The sequence below is a fragment of the Nostoc sp. XA010 genome, assembly GCF_020829625.1.
GTDB lineage: Bacteria > Cyanobacteriota > Cyanobacteriia > Cyanobacteriales > Nostocaceae > Nostoc.
The window spans coordinates 22,866-46,063 of sequence record NZ_JAIVFX010000025.1; the positions used below are offsets into that span (position 1 = coordinate 22,866).

A 23,198-nucleotide genomic window follows, 5' to 3' on the forward strand; every position below is an offset into this window, starting at 1 on the left:
TCATTACAACAATTGTTGCAATGATTTAAAGGTTTCTTATACATGGAAGAGTATTTGTTGCAAAGTATTGAGCAATTGCTGCAACGACTTATATATTTGCAAGAAATACTTAAGCCTTTCTTATACATGGAAGAGTATTTGTTGCAAAGTATTAAGCAATTGCTGCAACGACTTATACATTTGCAAGAAATACTTAAGCCTTTCTTATACATGGAAGAGTATTTGTTGCAAACGTTTAAATTTTTACAGATAAATTAGGCGTAAGTTGGGGAGCTACTGCGCCCTTGCGGTTTCCCGACTTAAAGCAAGTGGCGTTTGAGTAACGCTTACGCTCAACCCAACCTACTATTCTCTTAACCCAAGTGTATTGCCTTACCAAGAAGCGGAGGGGCTCTTAGCTGGGAGCAGGGGGAGCAAGCCCTACCCGTTCGCGCAGCGTCTCCAAGAGTTGCCGTGGAGCAGAGCGGAACATGGGTATAAAGCCCCGCCATAAAGGGCGCTCTTGCTGGGGCGGAGTAACAAGCTCCGTCTCAGCTTTCTCCCTTGCTCCCTGCCCCCTGCTCCCCTGCCTCTTTTGACCATTTGTGTAAATCTTTGCAACTAATGAAATGTTTAGATACCCGACTTCTTTAAGAAGTCAGGTATCTCGTTGTTCACGAATGATTTAGGATTGGGATAACACTAGGCAACAAACTAAGCCAAGACGCTAGCAGAGAAAACGAAATCATTTGCAGTTAGGCTCGTTGAGATAATTCCTAGCAATGAAACTAACTCTGTATTTCCGATTTTTACTAAAGTGTTACTACCCTGTTGCGACAGTGTTAGCCCACTAAATTGAGTTACGCTAACACCACCAAGCCCGATTTTGTCAATCCCGACTGTAAAATCAGTCACTATGCTCTTGCTAGTTGGCAGACTACCATTAGCAATCCAGAATTGATCAATACCAGCACCACCACTCAGGCGTTGGCGCAGCCCCCCGTAGGGATCGCTACCCTGTTGACCAGCAAATAGCACATCATCACCATCGCCACCACATAGGGAGTCATTGACATTAGAGAAGAGTTTGTCATCTCCAGAACCACCGTAGAGACGGTTATTGCTACCGCCACTACTAAGGGTATCATTGCCTGAGCCACCGAATAATGATTGGCGAGAACCTTCAATTACTGTGAGACGATCATCACCTGCTGCCCCAAACAAATTATTACTACCACTGGCTTCCAGCACGACAATCAAATCATCACCATTGCCACCATCGGCACTGGTCTTTTGAGCCGGGCTATTTTGACCAATAAATATCTGCTCATTACCGTCATTCCCGGAAACTGAAGAGTCACTCCCTGCAAGCACTGTGTCATCACCGTTTCCAGCTATGATTGTGTTACCTTGAGCGCCTTCTACAAAGTCTGCTCCGTCACCTGCACTAAAGAATTGTCCTGGCTGAAAATTGACAGTATCGCTGTTGCTAGAACCAAAACCGTTCGGGAAAGTAGGCTGTATTGTCAGATTATTGGGTAGTTCGAGAATACCGAGTTTTTCAGCAGCCGTATTACCTGTAATGTTAAAGTCGTTGTCGTTAATCAAAGCTAGAGTGTTGGGTGCTACCAGTGCCAGACCTTCTAATTTTTCCACCCCCGTGTAACCCAACTGAGCAGCATTAGCGATTAGGCTTTTGGTGACAGGGGTAATATTGGCAGCAACTAACTCCGCAGAGGTAAGTTGTTCAATAGTTTTACCATCTAGCAAGGTAAAGTTAGCAGGGTTATTGATGTTGGTTGCCCCGGCTAAATCAATTTGGTAAATTAGTTTATTGCCAGCAGATGTACCATTGTCATCTCGCTCAACTACTGCAAATTTGCCGTTACCTAAAGATACTGCATCGCCAATTTTGTCAGTTGCCGGTAAACCTTCTAGGCGATATAAATACTCTCCTTTTACCTGCTTGGTGACAATATCAAACTCTAGAATTCGCAGGTTTAGAGAAGCTTTAGAGGTCGCATCATTGGCGACATCTGGATTGTCAATTGGACTTTGGATAAAAGCGTATAATTTATTACCTTCGAGAGCTACAGCTTCAAATCCCCGGTTATTGCGGCGTTGGGCATAAACGAATGGTAATACCTCAGTTCCAAAAGTTCCCAGTGGTTGATCTGGGTTGGGTGCAGTGGCAGTTCCTTGAGGAATAAAGCGGTCAATTAGTTTACCATTAACGTCAAAGTGGTAAATTGCCGGACGGTATTCATCTACCATCCAATAGTCTCCATTTTCCGCAATTACAATACCTTCTAAGTCAGCACCCAAAGGATCGTTAGCTAGAATATTGTTGTCTAAGTCAACAGCAATTTCATCAGTGTAAGCCAAACCATTTGCCCCAGCTTGCAAATTAGGCAATCCGGTTAATGGTGTTGTCCCATCTTGGCAAAATAGCCCCGTTCTCTTAGTAATATTGATTTCACCTGTGCTGCGGTTGAGTTCAAAACTGACTATTTCTGGCTGGAAATCGGGTAAGAAAAATGGTCTGTTTGAACCCTCAGGTTCTCCATTGGGGCCCCGGTCTGTGTGGGTGACAAACTTCAGATTCCCATTTGCTGCAAACCCTTGAAAATACAACCCAGAAAAACCGCCTAAGAAAATATCTTGATTTTCAGAGGTTGTTCCTAACTTGGGTAAGTTGTCAAATTCATAAATAGTTAACTTGGGTTGAGCAACAGGATTGCGTGGATCATAACTAGTGGTGTCAATAGTTAGAGAATTAGGGAAGGCATTGGCAATATTTTCCCAAGGTACAAACTTGAAGTTAGAACTAATATTTTCTTCTTCACCTTCATCGCTAACTATCTTGGCAGGTTCATTGGAGCCATCTTGAGTGACAAATAAACCAAATGGAAAGTTAGCCCCAAGTGGCACATTAATCACATCTGCACCGTCTGACTCTTGTACGCTGTCAATGACCCCATTGATACCAACGGCAAAATTACCCACGTATTCGTTGTTACCTTCACGAGTGTAAGCAACAAAGGTGTTGTCGCCTTGGCTAGATGCTAATAAGTAGCCTGTGCCATTTTTGCCGTAATAAATGGTCAGTCCTTCTACGTCATTGGTGAGATAATTACCACCCAAATCTCTGACTTGATCAATTAGCTTGCCAGTTGTGCCACCGTTTGGTTCTGCTTGGAACTTCCAAATACCGACATTTTCCTGGCCGATGTAGAGGAAACCAGTTTCCTGGTCTACTACCATACCCTCTGTTTGCGGATCGCGTTCGCCCTTGGCGTTGGCGAAGCCATTGCTAATTGTCGGTACGGTAAATTCTCGCACTCGTTCAGCCCCAATTTTGCCATTACCTTTGTCAATCAGTTTAAACTGAGCAACATCTCCGGTTTCTCGGCGATTGGCAAAGACATAATAATCATTGGTGATTGGACTGCGGTATAGGGTAAGCCCGTAAGCACTGCGAGAAGATGAGGAATAAGGTTCTGCAAAAGGTAACCCTTGGAAAAGGGTTCCAATATTGCTGTCGGTGATGTCTTCGAGGTAATTACCGGGAGTAGTAGAGTTGGGGTTAATTTTGAAGATTGCTAGTTTATCATTACCGCGATCGCTAGCTACGGCAATATCAACAGATTGATTGCCTAATTTAAAACCGTATTGCAAGTCAATATTGTTGTAGCGAATGCCACCCGGATTAACTGTTTGCAACAAATTACCAGATAAGTCATAAACCCGCAATCCAGCATTTTTAACTGAGGTTAGTACTAAACTATCGGCAGAATTTGTGGCATTAACATAGATAGCAGGATCATCAGCATCAGCCCGTTGATCAACTGGGAGTGTTTCATCGTCAAATAAATCAGGGCGGGTTTCTACTGTGGGTGCAACAGTAGGAACTAAGTCTGCATCTAACGTGAGAATTTGGGTAAATTGGCTTTGATTGAAGTTGTTATCACTTACCAGCACAATCGACTGGCTACCATCTGCTAGTTTTGGCCCAAAGGTAATACCCTCAATGTTATCTGTACCGTTAGGCAAGTTTAAGTCATTTAAATTCAACAGCAGACGTTTTTGAGCGGGTTTGATAGTAGCTAGTTGTTCAGCACTCAAATTATTGAGAGAATCGTAGAAACTAATATCAGTTGCACCTTGCAAAGAAACTTCGTAGATTTTGATGGTGTTGCCTACACCTTGGGCAAAGGAGCGTTCTAATGCCAATAATGTGCCACGATTATCTATTGCTAGTAAATCTGTCAAACCATTGTCAGCAGAACCTGTGCTAGGGTTAGATGCTTGAGCAATCGCATCCGTAATATAAAGATATTCTTTTTCTGGTTGTCCACTAACCAGATTGTATTGCAGAATCCGGGAAGGGCTGCCACTGGTGAGCGAAGCCTTTAATCCATCTTGAGAAAGCGCATTTTCGGTAGCGGTGAATAGGGTTTTCTGGTCGGGTGTGATGGTGAGGCTTTCAAATCCCAAATTATTGTAAACACCTGATGTCTGCGTGTCACCTGCATCTACAATACCGTTGCTATTGGTATCCTCAACTACTGGTAGGAATTTACCGGGGACGAGTAACGATGCCACTTCTTGCCCCGTAGTCAGCGAAAACTCTTTAATAAAGGGATTGCTAACACGACCAGCAGCAGGGTTAACTTCTCCCTCGGAAGAAATGAAAACAGTATCATTATTAGTTAAAGCAATACCTTCTGGGTCGAGGCTGTTGATTGCAAAAAAGTTGCCGTTGGTATCTTTGAGAGGAGTAACATTGGTAAAAGTAATTTCCGAATCGGCAGCGAAGGTATAAAAACGGGCTGGGGCAACTTGGGAGCGATCGTCTGAAATAGCGTAATAGCGGTTATTAAGAACATCATAGGTAACACCCGACAATCCTCCTAATGGGGTAGGTGTACCATTCACACTTCCCGCAGCACCAGCAGGAATAAAGCCAGTGACGAAGGTAGTTTCTCCGAGAAATTCTACATTGGGAATGGTTTTACCTGGTTCATTTGGCCCAGTTTGCACATCTGCAAACACCAAACGATGGTCAGAACTGGGGAAGGGAAAAGTACCTACCAAAGGAAATGTCGGGTCGGTATTCAGCGACCAAAATACTCCTGAATTGGCAATTGTCAAGTCAGCAGAGGGTAGAACATAGTCAGTCCGCAGGTTTCCGGGAGCCGTATCAGCAAAGTCTGCGGTGTCAAAGCTAGGATTACCATTTTGGCTAGCGTTTGCACCATCCTGCAAATCTGCTTGTTGGGGCGCACCCAGACTAGTAGGAATGACATTAGTATTGATATTGGGATTTTGCAACAGTTGGCGAATAGCGTTGTCAAAACTATCACCATCTAACGGATCGGCATTTTGATCGCCCACAATTAAAAAGCTTGAACCAGCAGCAATCCCGCCCGTTTTCCCCTCATCATCGTAGATGTAATTACCTTTACCAGGAGTAATATAGTCTGCCCAAAAGCGGATCTCGTCGTGGTTGCGCTTGCCGTTGCGGTCTTCCGGCCCATCAAAGGTTGGAGGTGTAGGGTGGCTGGCAAGGACATGAATTGTCTCGCCATTTACTTGGATGGGTACATCCCAATGGCTCTTGGAGGAGAGACGTAAAACTTCCAGTTCCTCGTCAGAATACCAATCATTTGCCTGTACTGTTATCGGATCATCGGGAAGCAAAGCATTGGGCATATCCTTCCAGAGGAAGTTTTGAAATGTGCGGATGTTGGCAGTGTCAATAGGATATTTGGACAACAGCAACATCCCAAATTGACCGGGGAAATTCCCGAATCCGAAGGCATCATCGCCATATCCCGGTTCGCCTGGGGTTGTAACTGCTGTGCCATTGTTATTTAAGTCAAAACCAGAGGCAATACCCGTATTGCAAGGAGCGATGTAGAAGTAGGGGTAGTCAACGGGAGTTGCACCATTCTGGCTAACGGATAAGTAATTTTGCCGAAATAGTTGAACTGCCTCCGGGGAGTAGTCAAACTCGTTAATTAGCAGCACATCCGGGTTATTACGTTGGATGATTTCTGCAACCGCCTTGGCCTGAACATTGTCAGGGTTAGACAAATCACTTACTAACTGACCTTCAGCGTTCCGATTCAGGGAAGCATTGAACTGGGAAAAGCGAATTGTGCTTGTAGTGATCATAGTTTAATTCTCAGGTAGATTTCAAACATGAGACTGCTTTGAAAAATGGGAGTGCGGAATGGGGCAATACTGTTGGATTAAAGATTTTTGCCCTGTAGAAACGCGTTAGTACGGGATGAAGCCCAGTGCAATTTCGCGTCTCTACCAAGAATTTTGGACTTAACTGAATGGTGTTGGGGAGTGGGCATCTCTGCGTGAGGCAAACGATCGCCTTATCGCCTTAGCAATTATCCAAACTTGTCTGCACTTCGTAACAGTCCAAAAGCGATCGCCATGTCCACAGAGGAATCGCAGGTTACTAAATATCGCATTGAAAGCTGGATGTAAGTCTTCAAAACCAAAGCTGAGGCCAGTAGTTTCGTTTCCCAAGGCAGAAGCTTAGATACCAATGTCACACTTTCTAATTACTGGAGACTAAGAAGTTCTCAAACCTCCCACATTAAACTATTCCACTTAGATTAAGGAACAGCTATCAAGAGGTTAAGACAAAAATAATTGCAGGTTTTACGATGCTTTTGTTCCACAGCAATTATTTTCAGTCATATAGCCTGAACGGATAGCGCAGTCGGTAAAACTTAGAAATGGCTATTTTATCGTTGACCCTATAGTATGTCTTTCTCTAACTCAGTTTCAAGCTGTTCAGCCCTTTTAATTAATCTGAAAATTCCTTAGTTAAAACACATCTTAAAACTTTTATATATAAATTTGTTCCAGCAAACTATTTTGTTGATATTGTAAGATATAGAACATTAGTGCATCATTCAAAATTGAGGATAAAAACTCGGTTTCTTTCAGTGCTTGTAAAGATCCAAAGTGAATTTACTAACTGTGCTTCCATCACTTTTACATCTACTTTAATTCTTTGAAACCTATATCTGGCAATAATTTTGACTTTTAAAGGCAACTTTTCATTTCCCTTTTTATTTACTTTAACTAGTTCGTTTGAACTAGTGAATTCGATAGGATAGCCCGCCGCAAGCATACCTTACGGCGAACTATGCTATCGCAATTTTGGGAAAGCCTGAAACATCAATTTTGTCGTGAATAGGAAAGAAAACTGAGTAAATAACATCGAAAAGAGTTGGATTGGGTCTTTGCCAACGCAAGTTAATCGTAGCTAAATTAAATTTTGAGTAAATCAAACGAGAAAATAAATCATGAGCACACAAATTGGTACTCCTTTTTCTGACAACCTGTTGGGCGGTAGTGGAAATGATAATCTCCTTGGTCGCAAGGGCGATGATAATCTGTTCGGTTATGAAGGCAATGATAACCTATACGGTGACGAAGGAAATGATAACCTGTTTGGCAGCAGTGGAAACGATAACCTGTTTGGTGGCAGTGGAAACGATAACCTGTTTGGTGGCAGTGGAAATGATAACCTGTTTGGAGAAAAGGGAGACGACGTAATATTTGGCAGTGCTGGTAATGACATTATCAGTGGTGGGGATGGCATTGATACGCTTGATTACACTGGTTTAGGTCAAGTAATTACTCTTTTTGCCGATCGTACAGAAAAGGGTGGTGGTCTTGGTAGCGATCGACCTTCAGAGCCTCCTAGTACAGAGATCATCATTGCTGATCCAGGTTTTATAAATGTTATCGATATTTCTGGTACAGATTTAGCGTCTCTAATCGACTTGGATGCAGAAAGATTTGATATTCTTGATGTTCCTAGAGCGATTACCATTAAAAACTTTGTCAATGTCATTGGTAGTAATCAAAATGACACAATCATTGGTAACGAACTAAATAACATACTTATCGGTGGCAGTGGTAATGATTTCTTAGGCGGTAGCGCTGGCAATGACATCTATGATGGAGGAGATGGCATTGATACGCTTGATTACACTGGTTTGGGTCAAGCAATTACTTTTTTCCCTGATCGCATCGAAAAAGGAAATCTCGGCACTGATCGGGAAGTCGTTCCGACTGTAATTGAGATAGTTATAGGAGATGTTGGTTTTGCCAATACCATTAATGCTTCAAGTCTAGAAAGTCCTGTTTCTGTAAATGTTGACTTATCTAAGGAATCGTTGACTGAGGTTAGTATTTCAGGGGTTGTTAATAGCATTGGCACTGTCAAAAATTTTGTCAATGTCATTGCTACAAAACAAAACGACACGATTATTGGTAACAAGTTAAATAACATAATCAATGGTTTTGGCGGTCGAGACACTTTATCCGGAGGTGCTGCTCAGGATACATTTGTTCTGGGAGAAAAGGGTAATGTTCTTTATCGCAATTCTGGTATCGAAGACTTAGCTATCATCAAAGATTTTGTCTCTGGTGAAGACAAAATTCAACTAGCCGGTAACAGAAGTGACTATTCCTTCTTTAACCAAGGTTCGAGTAACTTTATTGCTCTGGTAGGCAATGGTAATGGTCAATTTAACTTTGGGACTGATGAGGTGATTGCATCTCTCAATAGTAGTTTCAATCTTGTTAATGACTTGATATTTGTCTAAAAACAAAGCTGTTTATCTGCGGCGTTGCACATTTGCGGCATGAAAAAGCATTAGCTAATAAGTATCTCCAAAATTGAACCGAGAAGACAGTTAAATTCGCTGCGACGGGCGCGGCGGATTTAACTGCCTTATAGGATGTTTGAAAAGTCTAATTTATTACTCATCGGGTAACTAGAAGTCCTGGCTATACAGGCAAAAACGGCCTGCGTGAGTTAAAAATATTGATATCGATTTTTCGTTAGTCCACAGAGCTGGACTTCGTTTCTCTAGTGGCGAATTATATTCGACCAATACTTTTCAAACATTCTCTGAGCAATATTAACCGGGGTCATGCCATCTTGAAGGATGTAAAGGGACTCCGAAATTGATAGTTTTATTGCTAAATAGTTCAGATCTACGATAATACTTTTAAGCTCTTGTTCCCCTGCGGTCTTAATGATAAGGTTTTCACTGGATATTATTTAAGGTGGGTAATAGCCCACCTTAATATAATTCAGTATTTCGGTGACAGAAAAAACTATATCTTGTGGGTTTGGCAAAATTGCTCTTATCTGTTAAGTAATTGAAATATTAGCGGAACTTAACAGGATTTAAGCGAACAGAGTTAGGCTGAGACTGACGACGAATTGCTACTCCATTGCGGAGATTTCTCGCGGTACCTCCATCTTTGCGATCAAGGAAAGGTTTCAGATTAATCCCACTTCTAGACGAACTAACCCGATTATTGCCACTGCCTAGAAGTGTACGTCCTAAATTATATAATTCGTTGCCTCCACGACTGCGATCGCCATAAGTGTTAACGGCTATAGTCTGTTGTCCGCTATCAGCAGTAGTCAAGTTCTGAAAAATACTATTGCGGATAACAACAGGATCTTTCCCAGGAGGTACTGTCAGTACAATTCTACAGGTTGGGTTGGCTTCTGTTGTGACGCAGACAATATTTTCGTTATTTTCTACAGATGTCTGGAGTTCTTGTAAGCCATCTGGGCGATAAAGTTCTAAACGACTGGCAATTGCTGTACAACGCCTTTGTGCATCCCAACCACCGCCCAAAGTCGCAGGCGCAGCCCAAGCAAAGTATTGCCCTGGTTGACTTTGTGGCTGATACATAACGGTGTACTGACCATTGTAAGTCTGACACGTAAACCGAGTTGTACCGTCAGCTGAGGGTGAAGGTGGTATACCTGTTGATGTGTCTATTGGTACTGATGACCCACCTGATGGTACTGTTGGTACGACAACGCCATCGCCAGTAGAGTCATATTGCGCCATTGCTACGGAATTGCCCAGACACAAAGATAAGCCAAGACTACCCAAAGATATCAATCGAAGCAGTTGTGATGACATAAATCATCCTCCAGTAGAAATAGGTGGGGAATTGATAGTTTAATTGACGAATAATTCTATGTTTTGATTCATCAAAAAGGCTATTTTTTTTCCTCTGTTGCTTTTTTCTCTTCGAGTAGCTTTTTCACCCGTGCTTTAATTTCTAGATGACGCCCTACTCCTTTGACATTGCCTCTAATTTCTCTTTGTGTATAAGTTTTGTAACGGTTCAGATTTTCTTCTGCTAGTTTTGTAAACTCAGGCGCTTGGAGATTTTTCGGGTTGAGAATAGCAAATTGACGCGCCGCTAAAGACGCTTCCATCCATTTTTTATCATCAGCTAGAGCTGTAATTCTAGCTTTAATTAATTCTGGTTGATCTGGATACAGCGAAGAATCCCCAAAGGGGCTGACGCACCCCAGCACTTTTATGCTTAAACTAAGCCAGGAAAATACTTGAAAATTTTGTCTATATATGCTAAAGCAAATTATTTGGATCAATACCTTGAGATTGTAAATAGGCAATTAGGCGTTCTTTTTGCTGGCGTTCCTGTTCAATTTGCTCTACCGCCCAAAGGAACAAATTACCTGCCTCATCCCACCACCGCAACCAGTAACCAGTTCTAGCTTCTTTTGTTCCTTGCCAAGTTCCCAGAAATAAACCCATTGAATCAATCCAATGACGACCATTTTCATCAGGTTGCTTTAACTCGTAGCGGCTATTTTCGAGTTGGTAAAATTCTAACAAACCGCCATTTGGGTCAAAAATCACGTAAATTGGAACTTGAAGAATCTGCTCATAAAAAAACCATTTTCCTGGTGGATAAGTTCGCTTAAAAGAGTATTCTCCACCCTCAGCATCAGATAGAAATTCCATCACAATTGCCGGAATATCCCCGTCTAAATTGGGTGTATAGCTTTTGCGTTCTCCTAAAACTTGATTTACCGATGGTACATAAACCCAGCCGGGTGCTTTAGCAACAAATTGCCCGTTTATCGTTGCACAAAGTCCAAAATTCGAGGCTATCAACATCTGCGGTTGGATGAAACCACTTATCTCAAGGCTTTCGCGCAAAGCACCAGCTAATAGTGGCTGACCTGTATTTTCCACTGGTTCATCCTTTAGGTGAAAATCTGCGGGCAACGCTTCCCAAGATATTACCAGTTCTGTTGAAGATTTGGTTTCACCGAGTTGGGTTGTCATAAACACCCCTTTTTATTGATTTGTCTTTATTTTATGGGCGATCGCAGTTATTTTACAACGTCGCCGTTTGTGATGCGATGCCTACGACGGTTAAAGCCAACACACAAAATTAAAACACAAAAAACCCCGGCGAAACTAACCGAGGTAAGAGAGAGAGGTACGAATGACAATGAGATATAGCGATACCGAAATCTAAAAAATCTTAGCTAACGGTAAAACCAACCAAAACTATAGTTGTGACAATTAAAGTCGCAAAAAGAGCCTGTAAAACATATTTACGTTGTTCCCAAATTGCCGGGTACTCGGCGTAGTACATCTTGGGTTCAGCTGCGTAGTTATTGATAATGCCGTCTTCGTTTATTGTGGTATACATAATTTTTCTCTTTTTTATTTACTTATGTAACTAAATTTAACAATATTGTTACAAAACGTCAAGAGGACTTGACAAAAAAAGTCTGATGGTATTAATAAAAGTTGCTTATCAGGCATAGGAGATTTAGGCGAAGCTGCTCCAGCCGCCGAAAGCGTCATAATATTACGCAATTTTTTAAATCGCAAAATAAAAGGGTAGAGCGTGGATGAAGTAAAATCTACATCTAATTCTTCATCACCGCATCCAATAGCACATTGGCATCAAAGCGGACTACATCTGTGCAAGGTAGCCCAGTTTCTGCTATTGTTTGAGCGATGCTTTCCTCTGCCGCAGATTCATCTAGATGGGCTGTGTTCAGCGCTATACCTACTACAGGAACACTTCCAAAAGCACCACCGGCACTAGCAACAGTTTCATAAAGCCGAATCACTTCTGGTAAAGGTGGAATTAGTACATGGGGATGATTACGTACATGAACTTGTCCCGCGCGATGTGCTAACAGCAGTTGGGTTGGTTGCGAACCACGGATTAGGGGTAAGGTTGCCGTTGAACCAGGGTGTAGCAGTGAACCTTGTCCTTCAATGTGCAAAATGTCGTGGTTTTTGCCATAGCGCATAACTATCTGTTCCACAGCACCGGCGGCAAAGTCTACCCGCACAGCATCTAAAGCCACGCCGTCCCCTTCTAACATCACTCCAGTTTGACCGGTGGCGAGGAATTTAGAACGCCAACCTCGCTGTTTTGATGCCCAATGTAACTCTAGACTAGTTGACATTTTACCGATCGCCATGTCAGTTCCCACTGTCAAAACCCGCCGACAGGAAAGGGTGCGTGCCATTCCACTAGCAACAGTTATATTAGGCGGCTCTTTGCGTACATCCCAAATTACTTGCCCTGGTTTTAGCAGTGCATTTAACTCTGGTATGTTTGCCATTGGTGTATGTAAACCATTTACCAGGGACATTCCAGCTTTTAGAGCGTCTTTGATTTCCAGCCAGTAATCATCTGGTAAAGCACCACCTCCTGGAGCAATGCCTATTACCAAGATTTCTGGCTTGTATTCAAGGGCTGCGGCTACAGATGCTACTATTGGGACATCACGTTTGATATTAGTTAATTCTGGTAGGGATTTGCCAGCACACTCGCGATCGATTACGGCTACGATTGGGGCTTCACTGTAACGTAAAATTGCTAGCCCTGTTTTGCCGTGATGCCCAGTAATTCCTTCATGTAGCAAGATAGCTACTCGTTGATTAAGTGGTAGTCGCACTGTGTTGTACCCCCAAACCTGGTAAATCGTTTGGCAAAACTTTTCCTTCTTTTAGCAATGCACCCGTAAAGGGATCATCGATTAAATTGAGGTGACTGTCTAAATCTAGATAATCAGCTAGTGGCGCTAGCTGTAATGCTGCTGTATTAGCTAGCGAACTGTCAGAATAGCAACCAAACATTACTTGCAACCGATATGCTCGCGCTGTATGTACCATTCGCATTGCTTCGGTTAGTCCCCCTGATTTCATCAGTTTGATATTAATACCATCTACGTAGTTTGCCAAGTGGGGAATATCGGAGCTTGTGAAACAACTTTCATCGACAAATATGGGCAGGGGAGAGTGTTCTTTGAGTTTTGCTAAACTTTTTTCTTCTCCCCGTGGCAATGGCTGTTCTACATATTTTATACCTAAATTAGCTAGCCAATTGCACATTGCGATCGCATCTTCCAAGCTCCAACCCCCGTTGGCATCAACGAAAAATTCTAGTAATGGTGCTTCTTCTTGCACTGCTAATAGCATTTTTTTATCTGCATCTATACCATCTGGACTACCTAGCTTCACCTTGAAAAGGCGGACATCAGTAAATTGTAACCAGTCTCGCGCTCTAGCCTTGGCTCCTTCTGGTGAATTAATCCCAATTGTGACAGAAGTCGGTACTATTTGGTTGCGATCGAGTCCCCAAATTTGCCACAAGGGTAATCCTACGCGCTTACCCAACCAGTCGTGCATTGCGATATCCAAGGCAGCTTTAGCAGCAGAAGGAACCTGGTTTTGTGTTAAAACTCGCTCAATTTCCTGTCGCTGTAAGGGGCTGAATGCTTGCAACAGTGGCACAACTTGCTGTAGGGCGTCTTTGATTGTATCAGTTGATTGTCGATGATTACCCACACCGAATGGTGATGCTTCCCCCCAGCCTTCGATCCCATCTTGTGAAATTCTCACCCATACATTAGTTGTCTGTGCCGTTGTACCCCGACTAATAGTCAACGGAAACCTTTTTTTTACTGTAAATAACTTTATATTTATTTGCATACTGGTTATACATATTATATTATGCAAAGCCAGTGTAAGTTCAAAGTTTAGATTATTGGATATCTCTGTTATACTTTTTTACATTCATTGCTTAATAACTATTATTTTTCTTTATGAATAAATTAAAAAAATGGAAGATTTTAAAATCAAAAATGGTTTTAGATCATCCTTGGTGTCAGGTGAGGCAGGATGAAATAGAATTACCGAATGGTAAAATTATAGATGATTATTTTGTCAGTATTAAGCCTGACGTTGCGATGGTTTTACCTATTACTAGTAGCAAAGAGATAATTTTTGTCCGGCAATACAGACATGCCGTAGGTGAATTTTTCTTAGAACTGCCAGCAGGTAATTTTGACCCAACAAAAGAGAGTGCAGAAGTAGCAGCAATTAGAGAACTGACAGAAGAAACTGGTTATATTCCTGAAGAATTTAGAAAAATCGGAATTTTATACGATAAGCCGAGTAAAGATACTAATCAAATACATTTATTTTTAGCAGAGAATGTGAGCAAAGTTGGAGAGCAGCAACTAGATATTACAGAAGAGATTGAAGTTGTATTAATTCCCGTAAAATCAGTTTTAAACAAAATTGTCCAAGGTGAAATTTCTGTGGCGGGAACTATTGCGGCTCTCTTCTTAGGTTTAAACTTTATTAATTATTAATAATCCTGGTATCTCTCTTCGGTTTTGTAAAAAAATACTTGATACGAATTATATTTTGAAGCTTTTAAAGCATATTTTTTGGGAGTTTTGGCATAGAATATTATTAATAAAGTTTCCATATAATGTCCTTGTAAAGATGATATACAGAATTTTTCTGTATATAACTGTTACTATGCTAAGGACAGAGGGCAAGTGACTAAATTAAGATTAGCGGTTCGTAACGTGGATGTTCTAATTGAGTCAATAAGAAGCTTTGAAAAGGATCTTGGCAGGCTGAGTGAAGATGAGAAAGCCGCAGCGATTCAAAAAATTAATGATTGCGCCAGCCTCTTCCCAACTCAAAAAGCTGACGTTTATCGTAAGTTGCGTCGTCTTCCCCTACCATCAGATATTAATGGCTATGAATCTTCGCTGTACACGCTAAGGGTTTCGCAGAAACTAAGGGTGATTTTGACAGTTGACGAAGATCCAATTTTTGGGCAAGTTATTTTTACTCTTTTTCGAGTGGTTAAACACGATGAGCTAGATAAAGCATATAAAGGTGTGGCAGAGTCTTTGTATCAAGGATTACTTCACCAAAATCAAGAAACTGCCCGGATCTCGTAATGGTTTATGGCACAAACCCTTACTCTGTGTGATGAATACGGCATTATTTATCAAGCCATGAAGATTTTGCCAGATGACGAGCTAAAGATTGCTTTTCTTGAAGCCTTGGCAGAGCTTGAAGATAACGAGTGTCACAGAACAAGAAAATTTCCAAAAACGAGGCTGCACAAAGTAAAAGGTGTGAAGCAGGCAATTTATCGTGCTGATATTGATAAAGTCTCAGGTTGGCGCATCCACGTTCAATACGCTAATGGGCAAATTCATCTTAAGGATATTATCGCAGGGCAAAGACACGATGATGTAATTGAGGTGATTAAATCTAAAAAGGCACGCTATGAGTAATTTTCAGTATTAAATAGTACGGTACCTAAACAAATTTTTGCACCGGAATGTCCCAATATGGTGAGTTGAGGTGCAGAGGCTGTCTGCGTCCGGTGAGCTTGGTCGTTAGTTTTTGGTGGCGAGTTTAAGTATCCACTTCAGTTAGTTTTTTAGTTTTTTATCTTGCCCATTGCTGCAAAATATAATCATAAAAAACATCTTTATCTACCTTATCCATTGCATATATTTTACGACCACCAGAAAGCACTTTAGTACGCCCTTGACTAAGACCAGTGGTGATAATTTCTGTTTCCCATTCGCGCAATTGATAAAATTCTGGATGTCCCAAATAAGCTGTTGCTAAGACATCCCAAAAATAATAATCTTGGGGGATAACTAGTGCATAACATTGTCCGGCTAAATCAGAGATGGGATAGTGGCGTTGTCGTCCCATTTTGTATACTAACTCCGATGTAACTGGGACATTGTTAGTCAAATCCAAAGGACACATAATAATTTCAATTTGCGTTTGCCATACCCGCGCAGCTGAAACCGCATCCCAATAAACATTCCACTCGGCGGAACCATCTTGTCCCGCTTCCAGACTTTTTTCCACATTACCACCAACATTCAACGCACCCCCCATCCACACAATTTTGTGAATCTTGGCTTCAATGTCTGGTGCTTTATCTAAAGCCACTGCAACCGTGGTCAACGGCCCAGTTACCATCAACGTTACGGGGTCTGATGCCTCCCGCAACACCTTGATCATGAAATCTTGACCTGTTTCGGCAACCAAAGGCGTAGTGATGGTTTCACTTTGATTGAGAATGGGGAGATGGTCAACGATAAACGAATCACGGCGATAGAGAGTAGGAAATGGATTGATACCACGCACAGTACTTTCTGCTACCGGGATATGAGAAAATCCCATCAAATCTATAATTTTACGTGTGGCGCTAACAGCAGGTTGAATGTAGCAATCTGCTGGAGTGACGACAACACCAAGGAGTTCAATATGCTCCATTGTCAACAGCAGCATAGTTGCTAAATAATCATCTACGCCGCCATCGTGATCCATTAATACTAGTTGTTTTGTCATAAAAGGAGAATTAATATGGATGAGTTTATGGAAGCTGCTATTCAAGAAGCAAAACAAGGCAGACAAGAAGGCGGAATTCCCATTGGTTCGGTTCTCGTCAAGGATGGCAAAATTCTTGGTAGAGGACACAATAAACGTGTGCAAGATGCAGATCCTGTCACCCACGCGGAAATCGATTGTCTCCGTAATGCTGGGAGAGTTGGCAGCTACAGAGGTACTACACTCTATTCAACTTTAATGCCGTGTTACCTGTGCGCTGGGGCAGTGGTACAATTTGGCATCAAGAAAGTCATTGTTGGAGAATCCAGAACTTTTCCTGGTGCTAAAGAATTTATGGTATCTCACGGTGTGGAAGTAATTGATCTTAATCTTGACGATTGTGAACAAATGATGAGTGAGTTTATTGAAACTAACCCCGAACTTTGGAATGAAGATATCGGTAATTAGAGACGCGATTAATCGCGTCTGTACAAGAGTTGCCCGCGTCTTGGTGAGTTTTTATCGGAGAATAGCGTAAGAGCGATCGCTATCTCAAAAGTCACCAAGCTTTTAACCCAGACAAAAAAGTTACTTTCACACGGACACTCATCACTCCTAACCTAGCAAAAGTGTGCTGTTATTATCAATCAGCGTAGGAGTTCCATTATTATCCATAGCTGGGTTAGGCTGCGCCAATGCACCATAGGACTGAATGTAACGCCGCACTTCTAGGGGAAAGTGGGGGTAATCTAATACTGCATCACCATCGGCAATAGTTGCCCAGAACTCGCGCAAACTAGGAGCTAATTTTTTTGCCTGTGATAATGGTAAATTTAATGGAGAGTGAGTTAGTAGCTTGATGAGGAAGGGGAAAGAGCGATCGCCCATCCACTGCCGCGATGACTGTTGCAAGTCGGGGAACTCAGGCACTGACTCTACCCGATGGGATATAATTTGCAACGATTCTTTACCTTGGTTATCTCGATGAAACTCTAGCACCCGATAAGGGTGAGGATAGCTCACTAAAGAACCAGTGGTAATATCATATACTCCATCTGAGTAAGCAATATCTTGAATGTGCAAATGCCCTGTAAATACTAGTTTGACTCCGTAGCGCCTTAGCAACTGCAATAGTTCTGCTGAATTGGACAACATATAGCGATTTGCTAGTGGATGGCTCGATTGATTGGGCAAATGCTCCACTACATTATGATGCACCATCACCAGAACTAATTCATCAACAGATGCCGCCAGCACCTCTTCTAACCACAATAGCTGTTTGGCATCCAAACACCCCACTTGCTCACCTTGGTCATTAAAGGAGTTAGAATTTAGTCCAATCAGCTTAACTCCAGGCAATAACTGACGAATGTAGTAAATCTGTTGTGGATCTTCATAGCCATACTTTGTGTAATAGTAGGGAAAATCCGCAAAAGCAATTGATTGCTGATCAGCTAACAGCACAGGAACGTCATGATTGCCAGGAACAACATACACGGGAAAAGGTAGCTGGGCTAAACATTGTTGCAACCAGGCGTGGTTCTCTGGTTCGCCGTGCTGGGTTAAATCTCCTGGCAACAACAAGAAATCTAAATCGAGTTGTGTTAAATGTTCTAGTACACTTTTAAATGCCGAGATACTGACTTCTACTAGATGGAAGCGATTGGGATGATCCCAGATTGTGTGAGGAAGTGCCAGGTGTAAGTCACTGACTACTGCAAAGCGAAAATTGAGAGCCATTGATTTATGAAAATGTTAAAAGCAGAGGTTAAAACAAGCCTTTTTCCAAAAGTATAACGCTTGCTTTGTTTCGCTGCTTAGGAGTGCATTTACTTAATATTTGTATACATTGAGCATAGATTTCACGCTATGCTGACAATTAATTTCAAGGTTGAATATAACCATTAATCTGCAAAAATTATCATAAATTAGCGTAAACCAACAATTAATGGGTAACAACTCAAAACTGTTAGCGGCACGAAATGTAATCGTTTTGTTTGTTGGCTGCTCTGCTACTCACCTTTTCGGTAAAATAACTTAGCAGATCAGCAAGGAACAGGTTCAGGATCATGGCTCAAGCTAGTATTGGGATTATTGGTGGCAGTGGTCTGTATAAAATGGACGCGCTCAAAGATATAGAAGAGGTGCATGTCCAAACCCCTTTTGGTTCACCATCAGATGCTTTGATTCTGGGGACCTTAGATGGTACACGGGTAGCTTTTTTAGCGCGTCATGGTCGCAATCACAGGCTGTTACCCTCTGAGTTACCGTTTCGCGCTAATATCTATGCGATGAAGCAATTGGGCGTGGAGTATTTAATTTCAGCTAGTGCTGTGGGTTCCTTGAAGGAAGAGGCGAAACCACTGGATATGGTGGTTCCAGATCAGTTTATTGACAGAACGAAAAATCGGATTTCAACGTTTTTCGGTGAGGGAATTGTTGCTCACATTGCCTTTGGCGATCCGATTTGTAAGAATTTGGCTAGTGTGTTGGCAGATGCGATCGCATCTCTCAATTTACCAGATGTTACTCTCCATCGCGGCGGCACTTATGTGTGCATGGAAGGGCCGGCTTTTTCCACCAAGGCGGAATCGAATCTTTACCGCAGTTGGGGTGCAACAATCATTGGAATGACCAATTTACCAGAGGCGAAGTTGGCAAGGGAAGCCGAAATTGCATACTCAACTTTAGCGCTGGTGACAGATTATGATTGTTGGCATCCAGATCACGACAGTGTGACGGTGGAATTGGTAATTGGCAATTTGCTGCGAAATGCTGCGAATGCTCAAAAGGTAATTCAAGAAACTGTGCGACGGTTGAGTGAAAATCCACCGCCGAGTGAGGCGCATTCGGCGTTACAGTATGCAATTTTGACTCAGTTAGATAAAGCACCAGCGACGACGAAGGAAAAATTAGGGTTATTGTTGCAGAAGTATTTGTAATATAAGAATTCAGAATCCAGAATTTATAAGACTTGGAAACCCCAATTTCATAATTTGAAGAACATCGCATTTTCTGAGGTAGTACGATATTTGTTAAAATTCTGTAAAATAGCATAAATTTTCAGTGAAATTACTGTAATAACTTCTTATTAGTATGTTAGTTGCTGTACTATTCTGAGGTTATACTACGGTTAAAAAGGTAATTTATATGACATTTGCACAAAAGTTCCCAGTGTCTATGCTTGGTGCAGCTTTAATTGCCTTGGGCACAGGGCAAATAGCGCAAGCAGTACTATTAGTTGAATCAGAGTCAGCCGTGGTAAATCTTGATGCCAAAGAAGTTTTATTTACTATAGATTTTAATAGAGTGCCAGACTTTTTCACACTTGATCAAGCCGGGAGACAAGCCGACTCTTTCCAATACTATGTTGAAGCAGATGGGGAATTCCCTATATTCAGAGGTTCTCCATTCTATAGTGAACTTGAGTCAATTATTCGCGGAGAAGAAATTAATGTTGCAGGTGACATTCGGATACGTGATGTCTTCTCAGTTGGGCCATTGGAACCAAATTCAGGAGGTTGGGGTAAGATTCGGGGTTCAGTACCATACAGCCTTGATGGCACTGTGCTGAAATTTTCAGCACCTCTGCAATTTATTGGTGATTCAGACGGTTTGTTTAGCTACCAATTGCTTTTAACTGAGTTTGGCGGCTCTTCCGATAGCGTAGAGAATAAGTCTACTATTGCCAGTGTTCCCGAACCTAATTTTGCATTGGGTGCATTAACTTTTGGAGCCTTAAGTGTAGGTTTACGACGGAAACGTAAACATAAATTAGCTCCTAGTCCTGTAAATCAATACGATTCAGTTAAGGCTTAATTCCCTAACCCATTAAAAAAGAGGGAACTATACCAATAATGTTCAGTAGAGACGTTGCAATGCAACGTTTCTACAATTAACGTAAGCTAGTTTTACCACCTCGCCATCCGTGCAAGATCGGCATAGTAAACAATCCCCACGCCAAACCTGTAATTAACCCAAAAGGCGTAACCAGATAGTTATTAAAACTCCATAAACCGAAAATCTGTGCTGCTAATTCCAAAGGATAAGCCATCATTAGCACAGTTGCGATCGCCACACCACTCCAGCCATACTGATTTAACCAGTAAAAACCTTTACCACCAGTTACCCCATACAACAGACGAGTAATCAGCAAACCCGTGACAGTGCCGTAGCAGCGCATACACACAGCCATAATAAACGGTGGTGCTAAATCTAACCCCATATCTGGTTGCGGACAGACATGATTACCCATGAAATAAATGATGTCCGCAATCCCAGGAAGCAACCACACCCCAGACGCAGCCAAAAAGGGAGCGATAGGCGGGCCAAAAACCATCCCTACCAACAAGAAATCAGCAATCAAACTAACCCAATTAACCTGGAACTCTTCACTGAAAGCTACTCTTGTCATCTCCCTTTCTCTGCGCCCTCTGCGGTTTATTTTCCTAACCTACCTTATTAACATAAGGACTTGTCAACTTATCCAACTGCTGAATCAACAGACTGAGGAACAAACCCACATCTGTCACTACACCCACCGATTCTACAGAACCGCGATCGCTTAACTTAGTCACCACAGCTGGATTAATATCCACACACACCATTTTCACCCCTGCTGGAGTCATATTTCCCACGCCAATGGAGTGCAGCATCGATGACAGCATCAAAATCATCTCCGCACCTTCTAGGTGTTTAGCATATTCCTCCTGTGCTTGAATCAAATCCATTACGGTATCAGGCAAAGGCCCGTCATCCCGAATCGAACCCGCAAGCACAAAAGGCACATTATTGTGGACACACTCATACATTACGCCACTTTTAATTGCCCCCGCCTCTACAGCTTTGGGAATGCTGCCATAACGGCGGATACTATTAATTACCTTCAGGTGATGGCGGTGTCCACCATGCACGGCGATACCCCGCTTCATGTCTACACCCAAGGAAGTGCCCATGATATTTTGCTCGATGTCGTGAACTGCGATCGCATTACCACCCAGCAACGCTTGCACGTATCCTTCCCGAACCAGTTGCGCCAAGTGTTCACCGCCACCAGTGTGAATCACCACCGGGCCAGCCGTGACAACTACCTTACCACCAGCATCGCGGATTTTCCGCAATTCCCAAGCTACTTGCTCAACAACCAATTCCACGCGCCGTTCGCTAGAAACCCCCGCCGACATAAAGCTGAATTCTTGGGTGCTGCGTAGTTCCCGCGATTCAGTTTTGCGGATGGTGCGGATACCTAACACGTCTACAATTACCTGTTCGCCAACTTTTAAATCGCGGAGTATTTTACACCGAGCGACGAAGCCATTGGCAGTTTGGGTAATTGCGATCGCGCCATCCATCCGTTGATTTTCCACCTTCACCCACTGACCATTAATTCGGACTTCGGTGGGATAAATTGTACTAACATAGAAATCATCAGGTGCAACACCATCTTGAATTACCGGCTCCAAGATAGCGTCTCGCTCATCATGTGGTAAGTCTACAGCACCCAAATCAATCAACCGGGAGATGATTTCTTCCATCACCTCATGAGATGGCGCTGATACCCTAACCTCGGCGGCTGAGGTACTTTGGCGCTGTTCTCCCAAGTTAAAATTCAGGACTTTGAAGCTTCCCCCAGCGTCTATAATCAAATCCAAAGCGCGGTTAATTAAGCCTGCGTCGAGCAAGTGTCCCTCCATGCGAATGACACGGCTTTCTACCGAGACATTGGCATGAATTTCATCTCTAACTGGTTCTGTTACCCGCAAAGTTAAGCATTTAGCCGCACCACCAGCTTTGAGAAATTCGGTAAGCGGTGTTTCCAACACTTTGAAACCTGCATTTCCAAGGCGGGTTTTCAAAACCTCACTCGCCTTGTTCATGATGACGATGCTATCGACATTCACCGCATTACAAGCGAAGTTGACTGCATCAGCCTCTTCAAGTGCGATTCGCTTTTCGGGTGCGACTCGCATTTCGATTAAGCGGTTGGAGTAAGAATCAAAAGCGCCTGGATAGTATAGCAAATAGCCATTTGCTAGGGGACAAAAGCAGGTATCCAAGTGATAGAAACGTTCGTCTATGAGTCGCAGGGATAGCACCTCAATATCCAGCCATTTAGCTAAATAAGGGTGAGAATCTAATTCCGAGCGGAAACCGTATCCCGCCCATAACCAGCGTCCTTCTCGATCCAGCAGTGCGTCCCCTGCTCCCTCAAAGGGCAAATCTTTGGGAAGTTCATTGACTGTATAACCATTTGCTTCAAACCATTGTTTGAAGAAAGGCTCTTCTCCCTGACGTTCTTTGTGTAAAAAGCGACTGAGGACAACATTATCTCCTAGTACCAAGCCAGCGTTGGCGGTAAAAACCAAATCTGGCCAACCTTTTTCAGGTGGTACTAAGTCTACAACGGCGTGTTCTTTAAGGATCTGGTGTAGTCCCTGCCACTGTTCCACGGCGCGATCGCGCGATGACTTGTGAATATTTCCTTCCATCCAAGGATTAATCACATAGTCCACATCGTAGTGGTCAGGAGGGCACATCAAAAAGCGAATACAGGAAGTCATAAAAATCTTACAAGCGTTTTATATACTAGCTTATTTGGGATACAGATTTTCGATCTACTGAAATTAGGTACAATCTGCTACTAGAGCTTCTATCTTTTGATAGTTGAAGGCTTTACAAAAGGTTCACTAT

Annotated in this window: 18 protein-coding genes and 1 pseudogene; 7 read left to right on the top strand and 12 right to left on the bottom strand. The window is 42.5% G+C overall.

The features are described 5' to 3' along the window. Window positions 1-693: 693 nt before the first annotated feature. Together LC608_RS26440 and LC608_RS26445 are read right to left on the bottom strand one after the other, a co-directional pair. Window positions 694-6,159, bottom strand: coding sequence for a phytase (locus tag LC608_RS26440; RefSeq protein ID WP_229556414.1), 5,466 nt, complete (start codon window positions 6,157-6,159; stop codon window positions 694-696). Window positions 6,160-6,318: 159 nt separating this feature from the next. Further along, entirely contained in the window at window positions 6,319-6,528 is a 210-nt protein-coding gene (locus tag LC608_RS26445; protein WP_229556415.1) for a hypothetical protein, read from the bottom strand. 788 nt (window positions 6,529-7,316) lie between these two features. On the opposite strand from LC608_RS26445, the gene LC608_RS26450 reads away from it, so the two are divergent. Beyond that, window positions 7,317-8,627: a calcium-binding protein gene (locus LC608_RS26450; RefSeq protein WP_229556416.1), complete on the top strand. Its 1,311-nt coding sequence runs from the start codon at window positions 7,317-7,319 to the stop codon at window positions 8,625-8,627. Between the two features lie 570 nt (window positions 8,628-9,197). Here the strand turns inward: LC608_RS26450 and LC608_RS26455 are convergent. The 6 genes and pseudogenes from LC608_RS26455 to LC608_RS26480 all read right to left on the bottom strand — a co-directional run bounded on the left by LC608_RS26455 (window position 9,198) and on the right by LC608_RS26480 (window position 13,835). Continuing rightward, complete coding sequence (locus LC608_RS26455) at window positions 9,198-9,974, bottom strand: COP23 domain-containing protein (protein ID WP_229556417.1); 777 nt, start codon at window positions 9,972-9,974, stop codon at window positions 9,198-9,200. Between the two features lie 167 nt (window positions 9,975-10,141). After that, a pseudogene (locus tag LC608_RS26460) lies at window positions 10,142-10,348 on the bottom strand (peptidase M48 Ste24p); the annotation flags it as partial. 82 nt (window positions 10,349-10,430) lie between these two features. Continuing rightward, on the bottom strand, window positions 10,431-11,156 hold the full coding sequence (locus LC608_RS26465; RefSeq protein WP_229556418.1) for a Uma2 family endonuclease: 726 nt from the start codon (window positions 11,154-11,156) through the stop codon (window positions 10,431-10,433). A gap of 202 nt (window positions 11,157-11,358) precedes the next feature. Then, entirely contained in the window at window positions 11,359-11,529 is a 171-nt protein-coding gene (psb34, locus tag LC608_RS26470) for a photosystem II assembly protein Psb34 (RefSeq protein WP_229556419.1), read from the bottom strand. 223 nt (window positions 11,530-11,752) lie between these two features. Continuing rightward, window positions 11,753-12,799 (bottom strand): DUF1611 domain-containing protein, encoded by a 1,047-nt coding sequence (locus tag LC608_RS26475; protein ID WP_229556420.1) that lies wholly within the window; start codon window positions 12,797-12,799, stop codon window positions 11,753-11,755. Continuing rightward, window positions 12,783-13,835: a dipeptide epimerase gene (locus LC608_RS26480; protein ID WP_229556421.1), complete on the bottom strand. Its 1,053-nt coding sequence runs from the start codon at window positions 13,833-13,835 to the stop codon at window positions 12,783-12,785. Before LC608_RS26480 ends, LC608_RS26475 begins: the two co-directional genes overlap by 17 nt. A gap of 113 nt (window positions 13,836-13,948) precedes the next feature. Between LC608_RS26480 and LC608_RS26485 the strand changes: the two genes are divergently transcribed. The 3 genes from LC608_RS26485 to LC608_RS26495 all read left to right on the top strand — a co-directional run bounded on the left by LC608_RS26485 (window position 13,949) and on the right by LC608_RS26495 (window position 15,448). Beyond that, window positions 13,949-14,500, top strand: coding sequence for an NUDIX hydrolase (locus LC608_RS26485; protein WP_229556422.1), 552 nt, complete (start codon window positions 13,949-13,951; stop codon window positions 14,498-14,500). 192 nt (window positions 14,501-14,692) lie between these two features. Then, entirely contained in the window at window positions 14,693-15,106 is a 414-nt protein-coding gene (locus LC608_RS26490) for a hypothetical protein (protein WP_229556423.1), read from the top strand. Between the two features lie 6 nt (window positions 15,107-15,112). Beyond that, window positions 15,113-15,448, top strand: coding sequence for a hypothetical protein (locus LC608_RS26495; protein ID WP_229556424.1), 336 nt, complete (start codon window positions 15,113-15,115; stop codon window positions 15,446-15,448). 157 nt (window positions 15,449-15,605) lie between these two features. Here the strand turns inward: LC608_RS26495 and LC608_RS26500 are convergent, their stop codons facing one another. Continuing rightward, the gene (locus LC608_RS26500; protein WP_229556425.1) at window positions 15,606-16,529 is read right to left on the bottom strand and encodes a nucleoside hydrolase; all 924 of its coding nucleotides are present in this window, start codon (window positions 16,527-16,529) and stop codon (window positions 15,606-15,608) included. Window positions 16,530-16,544: 15 nt separating this feature from the next. On the opposite strand from LC608_RS26500, the gene LC608_RS26505 reads away from it, so the two are divergent. After that, window positions 16,545-16,976, top strand: a complete 432-nt coding sequence (locus tag LC608_RS26505; protein ID WP_100896992.1) for a nucleoside deaminase — start codon at window positions 16,545-16,547, stop codon at window positions 16,974-16,976. A 147-nt stretch (window positions 16,977-17,123) separates the two neighbouring features. Here the strand turns inward: LC608_RS26505 and LC608_RS26510 are convergent, their stop codons facing one another. Beyond that, window positions 17,124-18,248 (bottom strand): metallophosphoesterase, encoded by a 1,125-nt coding sequence (locus tag LC608_RS26510; RefSeq protein WP_229556426.1) that lies wholly within the window; start codon window positions 18,246-18,248, stop codon window positions 17,124-17,126. Between the two features lie 329 nt (window positions 18,249-18,577). On the opposite strand from LC608_RS26510, the gene LC608_RS26515 reads away from it, so the two are divergent. Together LC608_RS26515 and LC608_RS26520 are read left to right on the top strand one after the other, a co-directional pair. Then, on the top strand, window positions 18,578-19,450 hold the full coding sequence (locus LC608_RS26515; protein ID WP_229556427.1) for an S-methyl-5'-thioadenosine phosphorylase: 873 nt from the start codon (window positions 18,578-18,580) through the stop codon (window positions 19,448-19,450). A gap of 208 nt (window positions 19,451-19,658) precedes the next feature. Continuing rightward, complete coding sequence (locus LC608_RS26520; RefSeq protein ID WP_229556428.1) at window positions 19,659-20,327, top strand: hypothetical protein; 669 nt, start codon at window positions 19,659-19,661, stop codon at window positions 20,325-20,327. A 76-nt stretch (window positions 20,328-20,403) separates the two neighbouring features. Here the strand turns inward: LC608_RS26520 and LC608_RS26525 are convergent, their stop codons facing one another. Both LC608_RS26525 and LC608_RS26530 read right to left on the bottom strand, forming a co-directional pair. Beyond that, window positions 20,404-20,922 (bottom strand): DUF2085 domain-containing protein, encoded by a 519-nt coding sequence (locus LC608_RS26525; RefSeq protein ID WP_229556429.1) that lies wholly within the window; start codon window positions 20,920-20,922, stop codon window positions 20,404-20,406. A 34-nt stretch (window positions 20,923-20,956) separates the two neighbouring features. Beyond that, on the bottom strand, window positions 20,957-23,068 hold the full coding sequence (locus LC608_RS26530) for a TIGR00300 family protein (protein WP_229556430.1): 2,112 nt from the start codon (window positions 23,066-23,068) through the stop codon (window positions 20,957-20,959). Between the last annotated feature and the right edge of the window lie 130 nt (window positions 23,069-23,198).